Source organism: Segatella maculosa OT 289 (assembly GCF_000243015.1).
Classification (GTDB): Bacteria; Bacteroidota; Bacteroidia; order Bacteroidales; family Bacteroidaceae; genus Prevotella; species Prevotella maculosa.
Genome location: NZ_JH594514.1, coordinates 1 through 23,411, shown reverse-complemented (window position 1 = coordinate 23,411; position 23,411 = coordinate 1). Strand labels below are relative to the sequence as shown.

Below are 23,411 nucleotides of genomic sequence, written 5' to 3'. Positions count from 1 at the left end.
GTTTTAGCGTTTCGCCATACCCGGAATATTCATTCCTTTCATGCGACTCATCATACCAGCCATTTGGTTGCCGGTGATCGTCTTCATCATCTTACGGGTCTGGTCAAACTGCTTGATAAGCTTGTTCACCTCTTGAATGTTCGTTCCCGAACCTTTTGCAATACGCTGCCTGCGACTGGTGTTCAGTATTTCGGGACTCGTTCGCTCCTTGGGCGTCATACTCTTGATGATGGCCTCAATGCCCTTGAAAGCATTGTCGTCGATATCCACGTCCTTGATGGCCTTGCCAACACCCGGAATCATGCTCGCCAAGTCTTTTAGGTTGCCCATCTTCTTGATTTGTTCAATTTGACCGAGGAAGTCGTTGAAGTCGAACTTGTTCTTTTGTATCTTCTTTTGCAGCCGCTTGGCCTCTTCTTCATCGAACTGTTCTTGGGCACGTTCAACAAGCGAAACAATATCGCCCATGCCCAAGATACGGTCGGCCATACGCGCAGGGTGGAACACATCGATAGCTTCCATCTTTTCGCCCGTCCCAACAAACTTGATTGGCTTGGTAACCACAGTGCGGATGGAAAGCGCTGCACCTCCACGAGTATCACCATCAAGTTTTGTTAATACCACTCCATCAAAGTCCAAACGGTCATTAAATTCCTTTGCTGTATTCACGGCATCTTGACCGGTCATGGAATCAACAACAAAGAGGGTTTCATCCGGATGGAGAGAATTTTTCAAGTTAGAGATTTCTATCATCATCTCTTCGTCTACTGCCAAACGACCGGCAGTATCGACAATAACAACATCATATCCTTTGGCCTTTGCCTCACGCACGGCACCCTCGGCAATTGCAACAACATCTTTGCTGTCAGGCTCCGAATAGACAGGAACGCCTATCTGTTCGCCCACCACTTTCAGCTGTGCGATAGCAGCAGGACGATAAACATCGCACGCCACCAACAACGGCTTTCTATTCTTTTTGTTCTTGAGCAGGTTGGCCAGCTTGCCACTAAAGGTCGTCTTACCCGAACCTTGCAGACCGCTCATCAATATCACAGCCGGCCGACCCTCCAACTTCAACTCGGCGGTGTCGCCACCCATCAGGTCAGCCAATTCATCATGCACCACCTTCACCAACAACTGACCAGGCTTCACAGCCGTGAGCACGTTCATGCCCATAGCCTTTTGCTTCACGCTGTCCGTAAACGTCTTGGCCACTTTGAAATTAACGTCGGCATCAAGCAATGCCCTACGCACATCTTTCAATGTCTCGGCAACGTTAATCTCGGTGATTTGGCCTTCACCTTTCAATATCTTGAATGATCGTTCTAACCTATCGCTTAAGTTTTCAAACATAAATACTCTCTTTTGTTCTTTATAATCCTCTCTTGGTGTCAATAATGGTCTTTGATTATTGACATCGCAAAATTACATAATTACTGACAAAAAGGCCGTGCCACGATTTATAATTTATAGAATATTAATAGATCGCCCCCAGCCTCTGAGGCTTCAGATGTAAAATTAATTAACAAGAAACGCTATCCGAGGTCTCGAATGCAAAATTAATTAACAGAAAGTGTTATCCGGGGCCTCGGATGCAAAATTAATTAACAGAAAGTGTTATCCGAGGCCTCGGATTGAAGAAAAAGAAAGCTTAAACTGTTTTCCGAGGGCTCGGATGATAAAAAATATAAAAAGGAACTGTCGTCCGACGCCGTAGAACCATCGGAAGGGTTCTTTTACTGTGAGCTACGCTCTACCATCGTGAGGGTGGCATGGCCGTCCTTTGTTTTACTTATAAAGGTCTTCTGAAGGCGTACCATCGTGAGGACTTGATTGCCGTCCCTTGTTGACAATCAAGTTTATCCCGATACGCTACGAGTTTTTTATCTTTAAACTAGGGCAATCGAAATCTCTTTCAATCTCCGAACCGCCTGACGTCAGCCTACTTTGGGGCGTTCGTGTATGCTGTTCTTGATGCTCGGATACTCATGCCTGCGCTGGCGGAAGTTCATCTTATGGCGACAGTTCGTGGCAAGAACGTCCGCTTCCAACATGGAGGTCAACTCTTGCTATCACCCATTAAGAATTGGGCTTCTGTCTTGAATGTTTAGGAAAAATATAAAGAATCCTTTGCCATGGAAGATAAAAAAAAGTCGGTTGTCTTTGCTGGAAAGACAACCGAACTCGGTTATGTTTTCTGTTCAGAGGATAACCCCGCAAAAGAAGACTTTATCCTCTATTTCGCCGTCTTACATCATGCCACCCATACCCGGTTGCGGAGTTGGCATAGCTGCCGACTGCGGTTCGGTTTTGTCGGTGATAAGGCACTCTGTTGTCAAGAAGAGACCTGCGATAGACGCGGCGTTCTCAAGTGCGACACGTGCCACCTTAGCAGGGTCGATGATGCCCGCTTTGCGCAAATCCTCGTATTTATCGGCACGAGCATTGTAACCGAAGTCACCTTTGCCCTCTAAAACTTTATTAACAACTACCGAGCCTTCACCACCGGCATTGGTAACAATCTGGCGCAATGGTTCTTCTATGGCGCGCTCAACTATCTTCATTCCGGTCTCTTCATCAGCGTTATCGCCCTTGAGTCCCTTCAAAGCTTCCAGCGCACGAATATAGGTGATACCACCACCGGCAACAACACCTTCTTCCATAGCAGCACGAGTAGCACACAAAGCATCATCAACACGGTCTTTCTTTTCTTTCATTTCAACCTCGGAGTTGGCCCCGACATAGAGGACGGCCACGCCACCGGCCAACTTGGCCAAGCGCTCCTGTAGTTTCTCTTTGTCATAAGAACTCTTCGTGTTTGCAATTTCATTCTTGATTTGAGCCACACGTTCTTTGATATTCTCTTTGGCACCTGCACCATCAACAATCGTTGTGTTATCCTTGGAAACTGTTACCTTCTTGGCCGAACCACACATCTCAAGCGTTGCCTGTTCAAGCTTCAAGCCCTTGTCTTCACTGATGACTATGCCACCGGTCAGCACAGCAATGTCTTCCAACATCGCTTTACGACGGTCGCCAAACCCCGGAGCCTTAACCGCACAAATCTTCAAACCGCCGCGCAGACGATTGACAACCAACGTTGTGAGTGCCTCTGAATCAACGTCCTCGGCAATCACCAATAATGGGCGACCACTATCTGCTGCAGGCTGAAGGATTGGCAAGAAGTCTTTGAGGTTGCTAATCTTTTTGTCGTAAATCAGAATGTATGGGTTATCCATCACGCATTCCATTTTGTCGGCATCCGTTACAAAATAGCCACTAAGATAGCCACGATCGAACTGCATACCCTCTACAACACCGATATTGGTGTCGCGGGTCTTGCTCTCTTCAATCGTGATGACACCATCCTTGGATACCTTACGCATCGCGTCGGCAAGCAACTTTCCGATTTCAGGATCGTTGTTAGCAGACACCGTTGCCACCTGTTCTATCTTGTCGTAGTTGTCACCTACCAACTCTGCATGTGCATTAATATAGTCAACAACAGCCTTGACAGCCTTGTCGATACCGCGCTTCAAGTCCATAGGATTAGCACCTGCGGTAACATTCTTCAAACCTTCGTTAACAATAGCCTGCGTCAGGATAGTTGCTGTTGTCGTACCATCACCGGCGTCATCGCCCGTTTTGCTGGCAACACTCTTCACAAGTTGTGCACCCGTGTTCTCGAAATGATCTTCCAATTCTACCTCCTTAGCAACGGTCACACCGTCCTTTGTGATTTGAGGAGCACCAAATTTCTTCTCAATAACGACATTACGGCCTTTAGGACCGAGCGTCACTTTTACTGCATCTGCCAACTGATCCACACCTCTCTTCAAGAGTTCGCGTGCATCTACATCATATTTAATAACTTTAGCCATAATCTTTTGTTTCTTTGAAAATTGAATATTGAACTTTGGACTTTATAATCCGATGATTAGCCTACAACGGCCAAGACATCGCTTTGACGCATAATCAGATATTTCTCACCCTCATATTCGAGTTCGGTTCCGGCATATTTGCCATAGAGAACGACGTCATTCTCTTTCAGAGCCATTGCTTCGTCCTTTGTTCCCTGCCCGACAGCGATGACTTTGCCACGCTGTGGTTTCTCTTTTGCTGTGTCGGGAATAATGATTCCGCCTACTTTCTCTTCAGCCGGTGCAGGAAGTACCAGCACTCTGTCTGCTAATGGTTTAATGTTCATAATGATTATATGTTAAAAATCTGTTTATAATTCACCCGCTTTTATGCCAAAAACATGCCAACCAACATATTTGACAACTTTGTCAGTAGGCTTATGTCACTTTTGGCAGATGCTTTCACGGATAATCTCAGCCATCTTGGCTGCTCCTTCAGCCGTAGGATGAATGCCGTCGGTCTGCATCAGTTTACCATAAGGGGCAAATGCAGTATGAAGGTCGATGATCTTACAACGGCGTTTGCGTGCTACTTTACGAATAATCGGTATAATGGCGTTCGCAATCACGGAGTCGTTGATGTTCCATGTGGGTTTAAAGGCCGGGATTGGTGTTGCCAAATAAATCACCGGACGGGTTGGAAGCGACTGCAACGTATCGACCATGGCCAGCAAATCGTGCTCAAAATCCGCACCGTACTGCCAATTCTCAGGTTTACTGTCATTCGTGCCAAGTTTCAAAACGACGACGTTCGGGTTGAAGGCCTGCGCATCTCGCCATGCAAGCTCTTTGACATAAGGATAGTCGCCACGGCTGAGTAGCGTGCGTGCACTGACACCGAAGTTCCTCACATTATAGCCGTTACCGAGCAATTTATGCAACACGGCTGGATAGCCCTCCGTCTCCGACATGTCAATACCGGCTCCATCGGTGATGCTGTTGCCGATACAAGCCACGCGGATTGCCTGCGGAGACACAGATTTATGCTTTTCGAGCCATGTCGATAAGTCATTAAGCAATTGCTGATGGTAGGGAAACGACGACGAGTAGCCGAACCCATGTCCGCCATGCGGATAAACGTAGAGCGCACAGTTATTGCGCTTGCGCCGCATGGCCGAGTAGTAGGCCACACCGTTTGCAAGGGGCGTGATGACTTTGTCGTCATTGGCAAGGAAGATGGCCGCCTCGGGCGTAAGGTGAGACCGCACTTGCCGGTCGGTAGAATAGGCTTCTATCGCGGCCTTATCCTCTACTTTGTCCCCAAAAAACGCGCCGGCCGACCGCGAATAAGCGGCCTTTCGGTCGAGCGAAATGACGGGATAGAACAGCAAAGAGAAGTTAGGACGCGCATCGAAAGCGGCCCGCGTAGAAACGACCGAAGCCAGATGTCCACCCGCTGAGAAACCCATAATGCCCACATCGTAAGGGTTGATATGCCACGAAAGCGCACTGTCGCGCACCATTCTTATGGCCTTTTCGGCATCGTCGACGGGCAAGGAAGGGTTGCCATGCGGCATACGGTATTTCAAAACAAAAAAGGCAATGCCCCGCTGATTGAAAAAGGGTGCCCAGTCATGTCCCTCTTTATTGATGGCCAAATGTGTGTAACCGCCCCCCGGCAGTGCCACAACAGCCCGGCCCGACGGCTGATCGGGGAGATAAACGGTAAGAGTAGACGCTGCGTCGGCAGTGAGTGGAATTACCATACCCTGCTTGGGTTGCTGTGCTTTCAAAGGCAAAACAGCCAGCAACAAGGCCAGTCGTAAAAAATGTTTTCCTATGATTTTCATTATTAGTGTAATTAAAATGTCAGCCACAAAGGTAAGCTTTTTATTTAAAATGAGAGAGAAATGGTGGAGAAATGTTACCAGAGAATATACTCTATCGTACATTCTGTCATTGCCTCACAATAAGTAAACGTTCAAAATTAAACCACTTTATCCTATACGTCAGTTCGGGATAAGAATATTTTGAGGGTAACCTCGAAGAGGCAGCAGAACAAAGGCGGGAGTGAGCGACGAGCATAGTCCCCCGTTGTCGTGACAGGAGTAGCAGAAACCTTGAAGAGGTGACGGAATGAAGCAAAAGTTGTTTCCGTTGATCCGTCACCCCTTCGGAATTCCCGTCGACATATTTTCTTAACGTTTGACTACCAGAGTACGGTACTCCTATACTTTTCTTAACGTTTGGCTGCCAGAGTACGGTACTCCTACACTTTTCTTAACAGTTAACTGTCAGAGTGCGACACTCCTATACTTTTCTTAAAGTTTGACTCTCAGAGTGCGGCACTCCTATACTTTTCTTAACGCTTGACTGTCAGAGTGCGGCACTCCCATACTTTTCTTAACGTTTAGCTGTCAGAGTGTGGCACTCCTATGCTTTTCTTACCGTTTAATTGTCAGCGTGCAGCACTCTTATGCATCTTTTGCCTTTTTAACCCCTGTCGGGGCTCCCGCTGATATGTATTTTACCCCCTTGGCTTCCGGCGGAGGTCCCGCTACGTATTTTTTTTCTCGAAGTCTCGGCGGAGGTCCCGAGGCTCTTTTTTGATTTTTTCCCTCATTGTGATTTATCCCGAACTCGCGTATCTTATATATAGCCGCCTCTCCTTTGAATTAGATATTCTTCAATTAGCCCGGGCAAACTTTAGGAAACAAAAAAACAGTTCCGGAATCACTTCCAAAACTGTTATATTTTGTGATTTGAAATTTCATTTTTGAGTGACGACTCACTCGGGTGCTATCCTTTGATATGTGAAATCTTATTTTAAGCTAACACCTTTCCGAATCACAATCTTTAAACCTAATAACTAAAAACCTAAACAATCTATTAACCTTTTGTGTATGCAAAGGTAAGGAGGTTTCGAATAACTTCCAAACATTGGTATGCTTTTAATAGAATTTCAACTATTTTCTTGATTTACGTCAACTCATAACGTCTGTTCAGCCCGAAAGTTTCAAAGCATTTGGCTGTCTCGTTCCGGTCATTAGCATAGACAAGGCCCAAAACTAACCTTTTTCACAGCTTACTGTTCTGGGCAATATTGAACAATGTGCCCGTCGGGCAGACGAACCGGCAGTAAGGGCGGGCCACAAAGAATGACAAAAACACCACAACCACGCCCAAAATCAGCACGACGACAGATGCACTTTGCAGAATAAAAGCCGAGAATACCTCGTAATCCATCCACTCAAACCCCACACCTAACAACATCAACATCATGAGCACGGCCCATAAAATCTCGCGGAAACGGCTCAACATCTTTGCCGTTTCAGCCTTCATTTTCCATTTCCGACGCTTATTGGTTCTGCCAGCCAACTCCTGAAGCGAGCCGCAAGGACAGATGTTGAGACAGTAATATCCTTTCTTTCCAAACAAGGGATAAACAAACGCCGTTATCAGCATGACGACCGGAATGAGCGACACCCATAGATTGATGCCGCCGGAGAGGTAGCCCACCATCAAGGAATAGGAGATAAATGTGCCGCACCAAAAGCCGAGAACAATCACATTCAATGTCAATTGCAGGGTGCGATAGGTTCTGCTGCGATAGAAAAGCGGAACGATTGCGCCCAGTAAGACGACAATCAGGCCGAAAACCGTCTTGACATTTAAGTCTATTTTTTCGAAGAAGCGCTTTTCACGTGCGTTCTTGGCAGCATATTGTAAACCACGCTCCACATTGCCTATGATACCACGTGAAGAAAACGTCGCCCCACTGATGGCATCGACTTTCAACTGTTGGGCTTCTACAATCGATTTACCATTCCATACCGTCAGCAACTTACTCGCCTCACTGAAGAAGTCGGGGGTCTCGTTGTTCTTCAGTGCCTTTATTTTCTGCACCTTTCCGTCTTTGATATAAATCTCCAAAGGGACGGTGCCGCCATATCCAGCAATGTCTTTAGCAAGCGGAGTGGTATTGATGACCATTGTACCGTCTGCACTGCGGTACATCGTATCCACAACGACCACTTTCTTGATAGAATCATCAGCCACCATGCGCATCTTATACCCAAAGATCTTACCATCGCGCATCACGGCAACTGTTGTCATCACCACGAAACACACAGCGAGTGTCAGCAGTTGCTGCAACTTTTTATTCTTTATTTCCATCATCTGTCTACGTTGAGAATCGTAAAATTACAAATAAAATGTGTTTTTTTCAGTCACTCTCTCCGCTGTTTTAATAAATATTAGTACCTTTGTCATATGAACGAAATAAGAATAAAAAGAGTTTATCAAGCCATCGATGAGCTTGATGGTTACCGCATTTTGACAGACAGATTATGGCCGAGAGGAATTGCTAAAGACAAGGCTGACATTGATCTTTGGGCTAAATTCATCGCGCCAACGGTCAGTCTGCGCCAATGGTTTGGTCATAAACCGGAGAACTTCCCACTATTCACGGAACGTTACACGGAAGAACTTGAGAAGAACCCCGAAGCTAAAAAGTTCATTGAACTGTGCGAAACGCAACTGAAGAAAGGAAATGTTACCTTATTATATGGTGCCAAAGACGAAACGCACAATCATGCAGTCGTGCTAAGGGCCTTTATCAACCGCCATCTAAGCACAGAATAATGCAATGAGCATGGGGATGCTCATCTCAAGCATCAAACCATGGAACACAGCAACAGGAATAACACGTTTGTCGCCTGTAGCATTGAGAATGGAAGGCAGACACACGTCCATAGAACTGATGCCTGCCGTCGAGATTGCAGCCAAACCGCCTCCCTTATGTGCGATATAACGGCACCCGAACAGGGACAGAAGCTCACGAGCGATATTTGCGAGCAAGGCGATTGTGGCCAACTGCGTCGCTTCCGTAGCACCAACGGTAATTGTCTTCATTTGGGCAATAAGCACAGAAGACAACGAATAATAACCAAAGCCACTGCCAATGGCCATGATATCAGACAAGTGATGATTACTGAAAATTAAAAAGGCAAGAGCAGTGAACAATAATGTCCCCACAATGGTACATGCCGGCAGCAAAAACATCTTGAGATTGATGGAACGTAACATCGTTCCTAAGTCATGCATAGCCCCTACTCCGATCCCAACTTGAATGATCAGGGCAGAAAGTACAATCATTGGCAAAGATGTATTGTGCAACCACGCCGGAGATATTCCCGATATACCGACGCCTATACCGCCAACCAATGCCAACAACAGCGACAAGTTATGCTTCATCTTTGCTCTTCTTCCTTTTTAGTGATATAATGATTAAACAGACAACCGGCTCCAAAGCTTCCCAACATGCCAAGAACGGCAATGACAAGTGCCTGCCAACCGAAATAAGCAATATTCTTTATTAAATCGTGATTGGAACCAATCGTAACGCCAAACACAAAAAGTAATAGCAAAATCGTATAGTGTGCCGTTTGGTCTACCCTGTGGATACCACGCATGTTTCGCAATACATAGCCGATTCCTACGCCTAATAATAGCAGAAAAAGTATCTTAAACATCTCTGTTTCACCTGTTAATTGAGTTGCAAAAGTATGAAAACATCGTGAATTCACAAGGACATATTTATGCAATTTATAATCAAAAATCAAATTACTTGACTTGAATCAAGAGATAAGTTGGTCCAACAAGATTTGCAACATCAACCATATCATCTTGCAATATAGCCCATTTCACTTCCTAATATGGGCCACTTTAGTGCACGAAATGAGCCATATTAGCGTGCAAAATGGCTGAGATTACGTGGCAGAATGGCTACTTTGGCATCTTCCTACAAGGCAGATATGCAAACAAAGAATTGTTGACTACATTATTAGGTAAGGCATTAAAGATATGACATAAAAGCTATCACGAACAAAAATAACGACAAATATATTTGGTTTAATGATTTTTTTATCCTATCTTTGCAAACGAAAAAAAAATGGTACCTTGGCCGATCGGTTAGGTAACGGTCTGCAAAACCGTGTAGAGCAGTTCGACTCTGCTAGGTACCTCTACACAACACTTTAACTGCTTTTATTCTTTCGACTCATCAAGACTTGGTCAAATAAAAGCAAAATCGTAATTAAGTTTAGCAATATAGCCTATTTTAGCGCATAATATCAGCTACTTTAGCGTGCGAAATGGGCCATATTGCGCGGTAAAATGGGTGAGATTGAAAGATAAGGTGTAAGTTGTTGATTTTCAGTTTGAATGTATGTAGGAACACACGGTCGTATTGATGTGTAAAACGATTGATAGGATAAGCCACTCAAATGCATGTTGGGTTGTGCGGTTCGTGCGTCTCTACATCTTCATCGTGACTGTATTGTGCGTAAAACAGTTGAGATGGGAGGCAAGGTCACCATGCGGAGATAACAAAAAGGACGGAACAGACCAATTGTGTGGCGAGCACATAGAGCACAAAAAGGGGAGCAAGTTTCCTGAAGCCTATGCAGAACATGTTGAAAACATCTTCCACAGACGAGCATTTGCCCGACATGAGGGCATAGCTGACTGAAGCCACGCACCCACAGAACGAAACATAGGGAATGATGCTGGCTGACAAGATACCCGAAAAGACATAGCCGTCGATGCTCAACAGCACGGCATGGGGAACAAGTGTCAGCAATGCAAGCACAAGCACAAAGATGACGATTTCCAAAGCCATCAGACGAAGGGCCAACCGCTGCCGGAAATCAAAAGGACGGTGCAAACCGAGAAGGCCCGACGACGAGATACAACCATAGGCAATGGTAGCAACGATGAGCCATGTGGTCATGGGTGTTGCCACGTTATAAGAGAAACGACCGAAGAACCAGCGGATGCCCTCGCTGCTCAGCAGGGAATGAATCATCAAATCGGGCATGGCGGCAGAAAGCAGCCACGACAACAGTATCACGATGAGCTGACCGACGGCCAACGCCACCATGCAATAACCCAAGAAACGGTGTCGCTGCTTACTCTTCATCAGGCCGTAGGTTGTCAATATCCAAAATCCTGAGTTCAAGTGCACGCACCACAAGACGCGTTGCATTCACACCGAAGCCGCCATTGCCGTCGGGAAAGAGCTTTTGCACCAACTCGTTCTGCCGCTTCTCCAGACTCTTCACACCGAAAGGCATGCCCCGAAGGTTTGTTATCTGCTCTTTTGTGTAGCCCAAGGCCAAATGTCGCAGGAAACGCTCGTCGTATTCGTCGATTTCATAGTTGACCAAGGCCTCCTGACGCATCAGTTGATTGCTTACACTCGCCTTGAAACGCGATACAATCTTTTCCAAAATAGGCTGATTGAAGACTAACCGTTTACCGTCCATGACGCTGGATACATCTCCACGCGTAAGGAGTTCGCCGCTTTTGAGAATGATACCATCGCAACCGGCGTCCAAAACGTCGACCCAAAGCTTTTCGTTCAGTGTCTCACCCGTGAATATCAGCACCTTAATGTCGGGATACGTATCTTTGGTGTGGCGGCAAATCTCCACACCGACGGTCGTACTACCGCCAAGACCGAGGTCAAGCAGTACCAAGTCGGGCAGTTGCGCTTTCAACAGCTTCCAATAAGCTGTTTCATTCTCGGCAGTTCCGATGATTTCGGCTTCGGGAATATCGTTGTGGATAATCCCAACAGTACCCTTCAACTCCAATGGTACGTCTTCAACAATAATAATCTTAAAGTTATTCATAAGTCATGTTTTATTTTCATTTTGCGAGGCAATACAACCTCTATGAGCGTACCGCCCGCACCGGGCAGCCGGATTGCCTGAATGCCACAGCCACGGAGGTTGGTCGTCTCACCGATTTCCCTTACGATTTGCCGGCACACCATATAGCTGATGTCTATAGATAGCGGTGTGAACAACGCGGCACATTCCGCTTGGGAAAGTTGTAAGGACGGGAACCTTAAGCGCACCAGATTGTAGACGGCATCTTTCTCTTCTGTAGTCTTAGCGACATATTCCTCTCCGCATGCTTTTTTCAAGAGAGAAAAAAGATAACCGACCAACCTGTCGTCCACTTTCAGATTGCTCTTAATCTGGAGCATGGCTTGCTCGCTCAATAATGCATACAGCTGTTTATAATAAAGTGCGACCTCGCTGATGGCATTCAAGTCCTTATCTGGCTCATCAACCAACCGACGGATACGCGAGGGATAATACATCGTCTCGTGTTTCAATGTTGACAAGCAGTTATCCAAGACGTTGTTACTGATATGCAGCCGCTGGTTTTCATAAATCAATCGATGCAACTCGTCCTGGGCCAACTCGATATGCGTTGATTGTTCATTTTCGTCTTCAATACTGTTGGCCAATGCCAAGCGGATTTGCCCGACGACATCATTGAGTTTTGAGTCGGATGTCTTAAGCAGCATGCTGGCCTGTGCCCATATCTTGTTTATTTTATCGAGTTTCTCCTGCGAAGAACGTGGAGACAGCAAGACCGAATTGATTTTATCGACATGGTCGACGGCCAATCGGTAATATAACCGATGACGATAGTAAAGAAAATAATAGGCCGGGAAAATCAAAATCAGAAGCAGAATGAGCAGAATGATAGCCACATTCTTGTTGTTCTCCGACCGTTGCATCACACGCACGTATTCTGCCAATCCATTATCGGCCGAGGTTTCTCGGAACAACTGCGTATACACCCTGTTGTTATAATGATAGGCATCCCATTTGTGCAGTGCCAAGCAGGCCACTGCTGCTTCATTGCGAATGTCAAGTATGACATTGTAGTCGAAACGCAAGCGACGGTGAAACCAATTTATTTCAGCCGGAACCACTTCATTGCCCACATCGTACATCGTATCGGCAGGCTCTGCAAGCCGAAACGACTTGTAATACCGATTCAGATAAGTACGACAGCTGTCGGCATAACTCAAAGTTGTTCGATATTGACCGTTCAGATTGCTGAAATAGGCACTGTCGGCAAATGCTGCCGCCCGTTTCAGAAGAAAAGAAGAAGCAAACAGCGAAGCCGAACCAAAGCACAAAGAGAGAAAAAGAAACAAGCGCAAGACACCTTTAGGCAACCTGAAGATGAAGCGGCTTCCCTTTCCGCATTCGCTTTCCACAGAAAGGGAACACACAGAGAAGATATTGCTGGTCTTGCGATACTTGTCTATAATGCCTTTACAGTTCATCAAGCCGAATCCGTGCGACCTTTCTGAAAACACAACCTCACCCTCTTTCAGGCTTTCATCAACGATGGTTTTATGGTCGAACAAATGCTTTGTTTGCTCTTCCGTCATACCTCGCCCGTCGTCTTCAATGGCAATCTCAACCGCCTCCTGCATCGTCCGGGCCGAAATAATGACATGCCCGCCTGGCGACGTGTACTTTCGGGCGTTATCGGACAACGTGTTGAGCATGAACAGCGTGAGGGTCTTGTCGGCCTTAACGACAGCATCGGTCGACTTCACCACCAAATCAACTCCTTTCAGCCTGAACCCCATGTTTCCTTTGGCAACAATATCAAACAGTTCTTGCAGGGCAAAGCTTTCGACCTTGATGCTCAGTTGGCCTTGGCGTAGCTGTATCCACCGAGTCAACACATTATTATATTCATTGATCTGGTCCGTGAGTTCGCTGATGTAGGCATAACGGTCGTCACGCAGGGCAACCTCTTCCTTACGTTCGCGCAAACGTTTTATCTCATTGATGATACGGTCGATAAAAGGCGTGATACTGTTGACAAGTGCCATTTTGGCTCTCTGTTCAATGTTCTTTTTCAGATTGTCCGACAAATACAGTTTCTCCATCTGTATCCGTTCGTCTATCTGCTCAAAATTATCTTCCTGCTTCATCCGGTCAGCCTCTTCTTCCTTTTGCCACCGCTTCAAAGGCTCCAACAAATGCTCCATGGAGAACTTGTTGTCGTTCCGCAATCGCATTTTGTCGAAGCCAATCAAAAGGAGTATCACCAAGACAATCATGACAATCACGGCTGCAATCATGATGTTCAGCGTTGCAGCAGATTTATCAAGCTGCTCGGCACGCGCTTCAAGCTGCCGATCTTGTCGCGTCTTTTCCTGCATATCGAGGTAGATATTCCGGTTGTAATCGCTCAACGTCTTATTGTCAATAGCAGAATAAACCAACGACAGCTGCTCACGGATAGAGGCAACCAGGTCGGGTGCCCGCTCTATGACCGTATCACGGTGCAACGCGTCATTCAGACAGATGTTTGCCGAATGATAATCTCCAATATGCCAGTAGCATTGGGCTAAGGTTCGATAGGCTCCCGCTATTTGGTAGACATCGCCATACTTGATAAAGATATCAAGCGAGCGTTGTGCCAGATTACCGGCCAATAGAGAGTCGGGCATATAGTCCGTATTGATGAACTTCATTGCAGGGAGATTGGCAGCTATCAGTCCGTCACGTTGCTTGGCATCTTGTAAATGCTCACTGATGGCCTGCATGGAATTTGCCTCCCAGAACGGATAAGCATGCTGCCGGGCCAGCAGGTAGCACCGCATTAAATAGTCGAATTCCTTTTGTGCAATCTCATGACTTGTCCCATGGGTGATGATGCCGCCCGAACCTACATTATAATAATAGGAGAGCAGTTGGGCGGTATCTTGCCGGATAGCACCGTATGGGTCGATGTTCCTCAAAGCATCGGCCGACTGTTTCTTCAAGCCAATATAATAAAAGTAGGTTGAACTGACAATATCAAACTCTGACGTAGCATAGGTCATCCGCAAAAGCTGTCGCCGTGTAAGGTGCTCTTGCTCCTCCTTTATCCGGTGCAGCCTGCGCAATGCGCTTTCCCTGTAGGTGTAAAAGTCTTTGTTTCGTGACTGCCTTTGGCACAAACGCATGCATTGCACGTCCGACACCAAAAGCTCTATCTGGTTATCTGTAGTTGAAGTAGCCTTGTCCAACAATCGATATGCACGGTCATAATCCATTCTCATGATGCACACGAAAGCGAGGTTATTCAAGGCTTCTGCACGTCCGTTGCTATAGTCGGAGCTTAAAGCCAAAGCCTTGTCGGCATAATGCGCTGTCGAATCCAGATTACGATAATGGAATGCATAAGAAACATCATTCAGTCTGTCTACCTCCGCCTTGTGTTCAGGGCTGCAAGCTGAAAGAAAGAAAAGACTTCCTGCCAACAATAAGAGCAGGAAGTCTTTTATATGATAACATTTATTTCCGAGCCTTAGCAATATATCCTAATGCTTCAACACATTTATCCGTGATAGCCTGCCAGTTCCCAGCCGCAATGACTTCCTTGGGGAACAGCTTCGAGCCCATCCCGACGCAAAGCACACCGGCCTTTATCCAGCCCGTGAGGTTCTCTTCATCGGGAGAAACGGCACCCGTCACCATGATATTGCTCCAGCGCAACGGCCCCAATACGTTTTTGACAAAGGAAGGACCGCCCACGTTCCCGGCCGGAAATACCTTGGTTACGTCACAACCTGCCGCCTGTGCGTCGCTCATCTCGCTGACGCTTCCGCAGCCGGGAGAATAAGGAACCAGTCTTCGGTTGCAGACCGGAGCTATTTCGGGATTAAAGTTTGGCCCGACAATGAAGTTCGCACCCAACTGAAGATACAAAGCTGCGGTCGGAGCATCAATCACCGTCCCGGCGCCAAGTATTAATTCTGGACACGCTTTCGCTGCCCACTTCACCAACTCGCCGAATAGCTCATGGGCGAAATCGCCCCGGTTGGTGAACTCGAAGACGCGCACGCCGCCTGCATAGCAAGCTTTGATAACGTTCTTGCAAACATCAATGTCGCTGTTGAAGAACACCGGAACCATGCCCGTGTCCCTCATCGCCGTAATCACTTCTACTTTATTGAATCTTGCCATTTTTTATCTTTTATCTTTTATCGTTGAACACGGCCGTTGGCATTACCTTCAGCCAGACTCATAACCTCTTCGGCCGACACCAAATTGAAATCTCCGGGAATGGTATGCTTCAGGGCGCTTGCCGCAACGGCGAACTCCAAGGCCTTGGCCTGATCCTTATAGGTGAGCATGCCGTGAATCAAGCCGCCAGAGAACGAATCGCCACCACCCACACGGTCGATAATCGGATTGATATCATAGTGCTTGCTTTGGTAGAACGTCTTCCCATCATAGATAAGTGCCTTCCAACCATTGTTCGTTGCAGAAAAACTCTCACGCAAGGTCGAAACCACATACTTGAAACCAAACTCCTGCATCATGCCTTTAAAAATACCATAGTAGCCTTCAGCATCGGTCTTTCCGCCCTCTACGTCGGCATCGGGCTTGAAGCCGAGGCAAAGTTGCGCATCTTCCTCGTTGCCGATGCACACATCGACGTATTGCATCAGTGGACGCATCACGGAAATGGCTTTCTCGGAAGTCCAAAGCTTCTTACGGAAGTTCAAGTCCACCGACACTGTCACGTGATGTCGCTTAGCCGCTTCGCACGCCAGTCGCGTCAGCTCGGCAGCCTTATCGCTGAGGGCCGGCGTGATGCCGCTCCAATGGAACCAGTCGGCCCCTTCCATAACGGCATCGAAGTCGAAGTCTCCGGGCTCAGCCTCAGCAATGGCACTGTTTGCCCGGTCATAAATCACCTTTGAAGGGCGCATGCTTGCCCCCGTTTCGGCATAATACAGCCCTACCCTATCGCCGCCGCGCGCAATATGCTCCGTGTTGACACCGTAACGCCGCAAGGCATTGACGGCAATCTGTCCGATTTCATGCGTCGGAAGCTTGGAAACGAAGAAAGTCTCGTGCCCATAGTTCGCCAAACTAACGGCTACGTTGGCCTCGCCACCGCCGGGAATAATCCTGAAACTGTCTGTCTGTACAAAGCGATAGTTCCCCTCGGGCGACAGGCGAAGCATGATTTCGCCTAATGTAACGATTTTACTCATGTCTGTTCTAATGTTTGTTATAGATTAATCGGTTTGTCGCCGCAAATATACGGATAAATCGTGAAACAGAGAAACAAAACGCAAGAAAAGTGAAGGCACGCTTCTTCATCTCCCGTGTAAACCTCACTGCGTACCGACAGGCCATACATCTCCTCTGCACAAGTTCATTTCCAGAACATATCATCGGGATAAGGAGGAAGCGAGGTGTAGTGCATGACGGCCACGAGATATTCGTCGCCTTTTGTGTCGAGGAGTATCGCTTGATAGCCCAACGGCTGCCAAAGCTCGTTGAGTGCGTGGCACCAATGCGGAATATCGGCCGCCTCGTCCAACTGCTCCTTCGGCACGGGCAAGCCATACGTCTGCACCCGCCGGAGTTCCGTCATCTGGTCAACAAATTCTTCCAGCATTTCTTTCCAGTCAAACATAGCAATGACCTTTGTCTCTTCCAACACAAGGCGCAGCCCCTCGCTGCACAACAGGTCGGGCTTGTCGTGATAGGACTCCGACACCTCGCGGTATTCGTCAGCGTACTCCCCGTCACGCGTGGCCTGTGCCGAACAGAACGCTTCGGGCGACGCGAGGAGCTCCTCAACCATCTGCATCACGTCGGTCTCTTCGGCCGCAACCCATTTCGCAAGTTCCCGTGAAGAATCTTTATCCGTAGGGAAATCTATCTGTGGCACCAATGGAACCGGTTCCGGCTCTGCGGGGCGAGAAAAGAGAGGTATCACCAACGGAGCGCCGAACAGCAGCATGCCCGCCACGCATATGGTGCCCTGCACCCACGCACCCTGCCGGAACATTTCCACGGTCCCCCATCCGAACAAGACAACAAGGGCAACACCGACCAGCTTTCCGCACACATTCACCAGTTTCTCTTTCATATCGTTCTCTGTTTAGAAGTTCATACCAATGCGGCTTTGCAAGGCCAAAATCGTCTTCCTATTCTACCCGGCACACCATCATCTGCCCGAAGAAAACGATTTCACCGCATTTGCCCACTGCAAATATAAGACTTTTTCCTGACATGCTCCATATTGCCGCGCCATATTCGCCGTATCGGTGCACCATCTCCATCGTATCAGTGCCTATATGTGGCGTATCGGGACCCCGTCTGCGCCGCATTATACAGTAGATTGCATCACCGTCTCCCGTAAGCCCCGAAATTTCTTCCCGTATGCCGTGAAATTTTCTCCCGTATATAAATTTATTTTCATGCGGGAGAAAATTTATTTCTTCCCGCAAGGAAATTTTCTTCCTCCCGCATGCTGAAAAATTTCCTTCCGTATGCCGTAAAATTTTCATCCGTATGAAACTACAGTTTCAACCGTATGAAACTCGAATTTCAACCGTATGAAACTACAGTTTCAACCGCATGAAACTCTATTCTCTCCCGTATGAAAATATTTTTTCTCCCGTATAGAAATTTATTTCTTCCCGTATGGCGTGAAATTTCTTCCCGTATATAAATTTATTTGCATACGGGAGAAAATTTATTTGCGACTCGTTCTTAACCACATTGAGCGTTAATCTCAACCATGATTATCCGCTAAAATGGGCGGACCGACCGCCGTTTCGCACGCTGCGTGCAGGTATCATTTCCTCTTTCCGAAATTGAAACCTACATAGAAGTTGACACTGCCGAAGACGCTGTTGGTGGAAAATTCCTTTTCATGGTAGTTGTAGGTGTGAAAGACGGCACTCGCGCCGGCAAACCATTTGGCATTGTTGTAAACCAAACCCAAGCGGGCGATGCCGTCGACGGTGAACTTGTTAATCCGGAAGATGTTTGCAGACGCTCCCTGCTGCTTCTCTTCTTCGCTGATGGTGTGCAGATAGGCCAAGGAGGCCGAGAGCGAAGCACCGAACAGCCAGTCCCGGGCGAACACCCAGTTGTAGCCGTAGCCGCCCATGACGGCATAGTTGTCGTATTTCACCGTTCCGGCAAACGAGTTCATGGCAAGGTCTTCGAATTCGGGCTTGTGCCCCAGATGCGCCGTCACGACATCGCGTAGCGTCTTCCAGTCCATGGAGAGGCGGTGATGCGTGTAGCCGACGCCGAGAATGGGCGATCCGGTACTTCGGATTTGGCGCGTGCTCTGGCTGAAGGCCGCAGGATACGAGAATTTCTTGTGGTTGGTAATATAGTAGAGGTTGAAACCGCGTATGTTGGCGTGCAATCCGCCGAAGTCCACGCCCCGCAACGGGCTGACGTCAATCTTTGCATCGTCGCCGAGTTCTATCCTGCGGATATGGTAATCGTCTCCGGTCGTGCGATAGAACAGGTCAATGCCGATTTGATTGCTGTAGAGGCTGAGGTCGATTCCTGTGCGTTTGTTGCGGCTGCCCAAGTGGGTCACGTCCAACGTGTAGCCAAGGAATATCCATCTCCATCCGAAGTAAGGGCCGACCTTGTAGCTGGGGGCCGGTGCCAAGTCTACACTTTGCTGGTTGCCGTTGGATATACGGTACATCTCGTAGGTGTTCGTATTCTGCAGCATGACCGCATAGTTATATTTCTGCGGCTCGATGTAGTTGGTGTCGAGTCGGGAAAAGTCTTTGGCGATGCTGTAGAGCCTATCCAAGAACTTATTGCGCAGATGACGCTCGGCTGCGGAAGCCGATGCGAGCAGGCATAAGAGAAGGATTGTGGCAGCTGTTCTAATGTTCATCGTGCAATGTCAGAACTTGCCCAAGATACGGTCCATCACCCAATTGACGGGCGTCGCGCTTACCGAAGTACACGTGCAGGCCCCGAAACCCTGCAAATCTTCTATCACGGCCTTGATGATGGGCAATTGCACGTAAGGCGGATTGGGCACGACAAGATCGGTTGCGCCTTCGCTCGTAACAAGTCTGATGGGCTCATAGTTGAAGACCGAGAACGACAGCGAGCCTTTGTCGCCAATGATTTCTATGCAATCTTCCTTCGCACTCTGATGCCCTACGAAACACCACGATGCACTTCCCGGAAGTCCGTTCGCGAACAAGAAGCAGGCACTGATTGTGTCTTCGGCCTTATACAAGTGAGCGCGGTTGGCACAATAACCGTGAGCACGCGTGATTACGCCGAAAAGCTCCTGCAAGATATCCAGCTGGTGAGGGGCAAGGTCGTAAAAGTAGCCTCCCCCGGCAATATCCGGTTGCAAGCGCCATGGAAGATTCTCCGTGCTTGCATAGTCTAAATCGCGCGGCGGAACGGAAAAGCGTATCTGGACGTTAGTCACATTGCCGATGATATTTTGCGAGAGAATTTCTCTCACCTTTTGGAAATAAGGAAGGTAACGACGATAATAGGCCACGAAGCAAGGCACTCCCGTTTCCTCGCTGATGCGGTTGATACGGGCACAATCTTCATAGCTGGCTGCCAAAGGCTTCTCCACATAGACGGGCTTGCCGGCTTTCATGGCCATGATAGCAAATGTGGCATGGCTCGAGGGCGGAGTTGCTATATAAATAGCATTGATATCCGGGTCGTCGATAAGTTTTTGGGCGTCGGTATACCACTTGCGAATGTGATGACGCTCCGCATAGGAACGCGCTTTCTCTTCGCTGCGACTCATCACGGCCTCTACATGCGAGCCCTCAACTTCATTAAAAGCAGGACCCGATTTCTTCTCTGTAACTTCGCCACAGCCGATAAATCCCCAACTAATAAGCTTCATACTATAATGCGAATTTTGTCTACAAAGATAATATTTTTTACTATCTTTGCAAACAAAAAGCAGACACAATATGGATATCAAGAAGTCAGAGTTTGTCATTTCTTCCCCTACCGTTGGAAAATGTCCCGCCGACAATAAGCCCGAGTATGCTTTCATCGGACGTTCAAACGTCGGGAAATCAAGCCTCATCAATATGCTCTGCAATCACAAGGGATTAGCCAAGACTTCTGCGACTCCGGGCAAGACACTTCTAATCAACCATTTTATCATCAATAATGAATGGTACTTGGTCGACCTTCCGGGATATGGCTTTGCCAAACGTTCAAAAACCGTGCAAAAGAAGTTGGAACAGATGATATCCTCTTACATCTTGCAGCGCAAACAATTGGTCAATGTCTTCGTTCTAATTGACGTGCGCCACGAGCAACAAAAGATTGACCGTGAGTTTGTAGATTGGTTGGGCGAGAGTAATGTTCCTTTCACTATCGTATTTACAAAGGCCGACAAGCTCACCCCCGGCAAAGCCAAGCAAAATGCCGCCCAATGGCTCGACCGACTCAAAGATCGTTGGGAAACGCTTCCACCTTATTATATAACCTCCTCGGAGAAGAAACAGGGACGCGAAGAACTCTTAAACTATATCGAAGAAATCAACAATACATTGTAGTCAATGGCACAGACACCCTATCTTGACGTTCAAAACCTCACCAAGCACTTCGGGGCACATGTTCTTTTCGACAGCATTTCTTTCTCCATTGCCGAGGGACAGAAAGTAGGCTTGGTTGCACAAAACGGAACAGGAAAGTCTACGCTGCTCTCCATTCTCACCGAGAAAGAAGGCAAAGACAGCGGAGAATGCATCTATCGCAACAATCTACGGATAGGCTATTTGGAACAAAACCCTCAGTTCGACAGGAAAGAAAGTGTGCTTGATGCCTGCTTCAACCATGGAGGAAGTCCGGAAAAGATACTGAAAGCCAAGCAGATTTTGACACAACTGAAGATTACCGACCTACAGCAACCCATGGGGCAACTAAGTGGCGGACAACAGAAACGTGTCGCCTTGGCTAACGTCTTAATAACAGAACCCGACTTTATCATCTTAGACGAACCAACGAACCATCTGGATTTGGAAATGATAGAGTGGCTTGAAGGTTATCTGAACCGTGGCAACAAGACGTTACTAATGGTTACACATGATCGTTTCTTCTTAGACAGGGTCTGCAATATCATTCTTGAACTTGACAATAAGACCATCTATACCTATCGCGGAAACTACAGCTATTACCTTGAGAAAAGGCAGGAACGAATAGACAACACGAGGGCCGAGATTGCACGCGCCAACAATCTCTATCGCAAAGAGCTCGATTGGATGCGGCGCATGCCACAGGCTCGCGGACACAAGGCCCGGTATCGCGAAGAAGCTTTCTATGATTTGGAGGCGAAAGCGAAGCAACGCATCGATGAAAGGCAAGTGCGCTTGAAGGCAAGCAACGTATATATCGGCTCAAAGATTTTCGAATGTCAATACGTGAGCAAGGCATGGGGCCCGGAGAATGTCATCCTGAAAGACTTCTATTACAACTTCTCACGCTTCGAGAAGATGGGTATCGTGGGAAATAACGGAACGGGGAAGTCTACCTTCATCAAGATGCTGCTGGGCTTGGTGAAACCCGACAGTGGAAGGTTTGATATAGGCGAGACCGTGCGCTTCGGCTACTTCTCACAAGAGGGATTACAGTTTAATGAGCAGCAAAAGGTAATCGACGTCATCACGAGCATCGCCGACTACATCGACTTGGGTGGCGGCCGCCACATGACGGCGAGCCAATTCCTCCAATACTTCCTGTTCACCCCCGAACAGCAACACAACTATGTCTACAAGCTCAGCGGAGGCGAACGACGCAAACTTTACCTTTGTACGGTCTTGATGAAGAACCCTAATTTCCTTGTCTTAGACGAGCCCACGAACGACCTCGACATTCAAACCTTGCAAGTATTAGAAGAATATTTGCAGGATTTTCCCGGCTGTGTCATCATTGTCAGCCACGACCGCTACTTCATGGATAAAGTCATCGACCATATTCTAGTATTCAAGGGAGAAGGGAACGTTTCAGATTTCCCAGGCAATTACACGCAGTATCGTGAGTGGAGCCGACTGAAATCGAAAGAAGAAACCGAAACCACCAAGCCGAAAGAAACAAAAACAAAGGTCAACTATCACCATGACGACCGCCGAAAGATGACCTTCAAGGAGAAGCGGGAGTTCGAACAGCTGGGGCAAGAAATCGAGCAATTGGAAAACGAATGCCAAGCGATTGAAGAAGCCCTGTGTTCCGGCCTCTTGTCGGTAGAAGACTTAACAGAGAAAAGCAAACGACTGCCCTTGTTAAAAGCCCAATTAGACGAAAAAAGCATGCGGTGGCTGGAGCTTTCGGAGATATAGAGAGCCCACTCCAAAAAGCCTCTCCCCCGACCCCTCCCCGAAGAGGGAGGGGAGTAAAATGCAAATAGACCTTGCGAACATTTCAGTTCACAAGGTCTATTTTGTTTATAATGCATTATCCATCATTAGCCCGCAAGCTCTCTTCTCCCCTCCCTTGGGAGGGGCTGGGGGTGGGCTTTTGGGTGAGGCTCCCGGGTGTGTATTAAAACGGGGAGGGCAACACAGACAAGCAAGTTAATCATAAAATGGATTTTGATTTTGAGTTTGATTAAATGCTGTTAAGTCGTGCGCCCTCCCCAAGAGAGGCTTCCCGCTGGAAGGCCTCCTAAAATCCGGGAGCCCCAAGGAGCCTCCCCCGGCCCCTCCGAAGGAGGGGAGCACAAACAGCGTACAAACTAATTGCCCGCAAGCTCGCAGCTCCCCCTCCTTTGGAGGGGGCTGGGGGGAGGCTCCTCCCCTCCCTTCGGGAGGGGCCGGGGGTGGGTTTGAGGGCTTTAATTCCCGTGCTGCCCAATTCCCCCTTCCTCTTTTTTCTTCTTCTTCTTTTTCTCCTC

The 23,411-nt window shown here is 47.7% G+C and carries 19 protein-coding genes and 1 tRNA gene; 4 read left to right on the top strand and 16 right to left on the bottom strand.

What is annotated here, in order from left to right; genetic code table 11:
• Positions 1-3 precede the first annotated feature (3 nt).
• From ffh to HMPREF9944_RS12120, 5 genes are all read right to left on the bottom strand, one after another.
• On the bottom strand, positions 4-1,353 hold the full coding sequence (ffh, locus tag HMPREF9944_RS12140) for a signal recognition particle protein (protein ID WP_008566642.1): 1,350 nt from the start codon (positions 1,351-1,353) through the stop codon (positions 4-6).
• 896 nt (positions 1,354-2,249) lie between these two features.
• Positions 2,250-3,881 (bottom strand): chaperonin GroEL, encoded by a 1,632-nt coding sequence (gene groL / locus HMPREF9944_RS12135; protein ID WP_008566641.1) that lies wholly within the window; start codon positions 3,879-3,881, stop codon positions 2,250-2,252.
• A 56-nt stretch (positions 3,882-3,937) separates the two neighbouring features.
• Entirely contained in the window at positions 3,938-4,207 is a 270-nt protein-coding gene (locus HMPREF9944_RS12130; protein WP_008566640.1) for a co-chaperone GroES, read from the bottom strand.
• Between the two features lie 96 nt (positions 4,208-4,303).
• Positions 4,304-5,710, bottom strand: coding sequence for an acetylxylan esterase AxeA1 (gene axeA1, locus HMPREF9944_RS12125; protein WP_044113736.1), 1,407 nt, complete (start codon positions 5,708-5,710; stop codon positions 4,304-4,306).
• A 1,228-nt stretch (positions 5,711-6,938) separates the two neighbouring features.
• Positions 6,939-8,036, bottom strand: a complete 1,098-nt coding sequence (locus tag HMPREF9944_RS12120; protein WP_044113737.1) for an FMN-binding protein — start codon at positions 8,034-8,036, stop codon at positions 6,939-6,941.
• Positions 8,037-8,132: 96 nt separating this feature from the next.
• Between HMPREF9944_RS12120 and HMPREF9944_RS12115 the strand changes: the two genes are divergently transcribed.
• Entirely contained in the window at positions 8,133-8,504 is a 372-nt protein-coding gene (locus HMPREF9944_RS12115) for a DUF488 domain-containing protein (RefSeq protein WP_008566637.1), read from the top strand.
• Here HMPREF9944_RS12115 and HMPREF9944_RS12110 read toward each other — a convergent pair.
• Complete coding sequence (locus tag HMPREF9944_RS12110; protein ID WP_008566636.1) at positions 8,490-9,116, bottom strand: lysine exporter LysO family protein; 627 nt, start codon at positions 9,114-9,116, stop codon at positions 8,490-8,492. The genes HMPREF9944_RS12115 and HMPREF9944_RS12110 overlap by 15 nt on opposite strands.
• Positions 9,113-9,394 carry a LysO family transporter gene (locus HMPREF9944_RS12105; protein ID WP_008566634.1) on the bottom strand — a complete coding sequence of 94 codons (282 nt, stop codon included), beginning with the start codon at positions 9,392-9,394 and terminating at the stop codon, positions 9,113-9,115. Before HMPREF9944_RS12105 ends, HMPREF9944_RS12110 begins: the two co-directional genes overlap by 4 nt.
• A gap of 421 nt (positions 9,395-9,815) precedes the next feature.
• Between HMPREF9944_RS12105 and HMPREF9944_RS13050 the strand changes: the two genes are divergently transcribed.
• A tRNA-Cys gene (locus HMPREF9944_RS13050) sits at positions 9,816-9,886 on the top strand.
• Between the two features lie 347 nt (positions 9,887-10,233).
• On the opposite strand, the gene HMPREF9944_RS12100 is transcribed toward HMPREF9944_RS13050, so the two are convergent.
• From HMPREF9944_RS12100 to HMPREF9944_RS12060, 9 genes are all read right to left on the bottom strand, one after another.
• Positions 10,234-10,842, bottom strand: coding sequence for an AbgT family transporter (locus HMPREF9944_RS12100; protein ID WP_008566632.1), 609 nt, complete (start codon positions 10,840-10,842; stop codon positions 10,234-10,236).
• A complete protein-coding gene (locus HMPREF9944_RS12095; RefSeq protein WP_008566630.1) occupies positions 10,832-11,557 on the bottom strand; it encodes a DUF5932 domain-containing protein in 726 nt (241 codons plus the stop codon). Before HMPREF9944_RS12095 ends, HMPREF9944_RS12100 begins: the two co-directional genes overlap by 11 nt.
• A complete protein-coding gene (locus HMPREF9944_RS12090; protein ID WP_008566629.1) occupies positions 11,554-15,000 on the bottom strand; it encodes a sensor histidine kinase in 3,447 nt (1,148 codons plus the stop codon). The genes HMPREF9944_RS12095 and HMPREF9944_RS12090 overlap by 4 nt, the downstream gene beginning before the upstream one ends.
• 31 nt (positions 15,001-15,031) lie before the next feature.
• Complete coding sequence (locus HMPREF9944_RS12085) at positions 15,032-15,703, bottom strand: bifunctional 4-hydroxy-2-oxoglutarate aldolase/2-dehydro-3-deoxy-phosphogluconate aldolase (RefSeq protein WP_008566628.1); 672 nt, start codon at positions 15,701-15,703, stop codon at positions 15,032-15,034.
• 17 nt (positions 15,704-15,720) lie between these two features.
• The gene (locus HMPREF9944_RS12080) at positions 15,721-16,743 is read right to left on the bottom strand and encodes a sugar kinase (protein WP_008566627.1); all 1,023 of its coding nucleotides are present in this window, start codon (positions 16,741-16,743) and stop codon (positions 15,721-15,723) included.
• Between the two features lie 164 nt (positions 16,744-16,907).
• A complete protein-coding gene (locus HMPREF9944_RS12075; protein WP_008566626.1) occupies positions 16,908-17,630 on the bottom strand; it encodes a DUF6630 family protein in 723 nt (240 codons plus the stop codon).
• Positions 17,631-17,688: 58 nt separating this feature from the next.
• Positions 17,689-17,871 (bottom strand): hypothetical protein, encoded by a 183-nt coding sequence (locus tag HMPREF9944_RS13165; protein WP_008566625.1) that lies wholly within the window; start codon positions 17,869-17,871, stop codon positions 17,689-17,691.
• A 470-nt stretch (positions 17,872-18,341) separates the two neighbouring features.
• A complete protein-coding gene (locus tag HMPREF9944_RS12065; protein ID WP_008566624.1) occupies positions 18,342-19,418 on the bottom strand; it encodes a DUF4421 domain-containing protein in 1,077 nt (358 codons plus the stop codon).
• A 9-nt stretch (positions 19,419-19,427) separates the two neighbouring features.
• Positions 19,428-20,411 (bottom strand): Gfo/Idh/MocA family protein, encoded by a 984-nt coding sequence (locus tag HMPREF9944_RS12060; RefSeq protein WP_008566623.1) that lies wholly within the window; start codon positions 20,409-20,411, stop codon positions 19,428-19,430.
• A gap of 70 nt (positions 20,412-20,481) precedes the next feature.
• On the opposite strand from HMPREF9944_RS12060, the gene yihA reads away from it, so the two are divergent.
• On the top strand, positions 20,482-21,078 hold the full coding sequence (gene yihA / locus HMPREF9944_RS12055; protein ID WP_008566621.1) for a ribosome biogenesis GTP-binding protein YihA/YsxC: 597 nt from the start codon (positions 20,482-20,484) through the stop codon (positions 21,076-21,078).
• A gap of 3 nt (positions 21,079-21,081) precedes the next feature.
• Positions 21,082-22,857 carry an ABC-F family ATP-binding cassette domain-containing protein gene (locus tag HMPREF9944_RS12050; protein ID WP_008566620.1) on the top strand — a complete coding sequence of 592 codons (1,776 nt, stop codon included), beginning with the start codon at positions 21,082-21,084 and terminating at the stop codon, positions 22,855-22,857.
• The last annotated feature ends 554 nt before the right edge of the window (positions 22,858-23,411 follow it).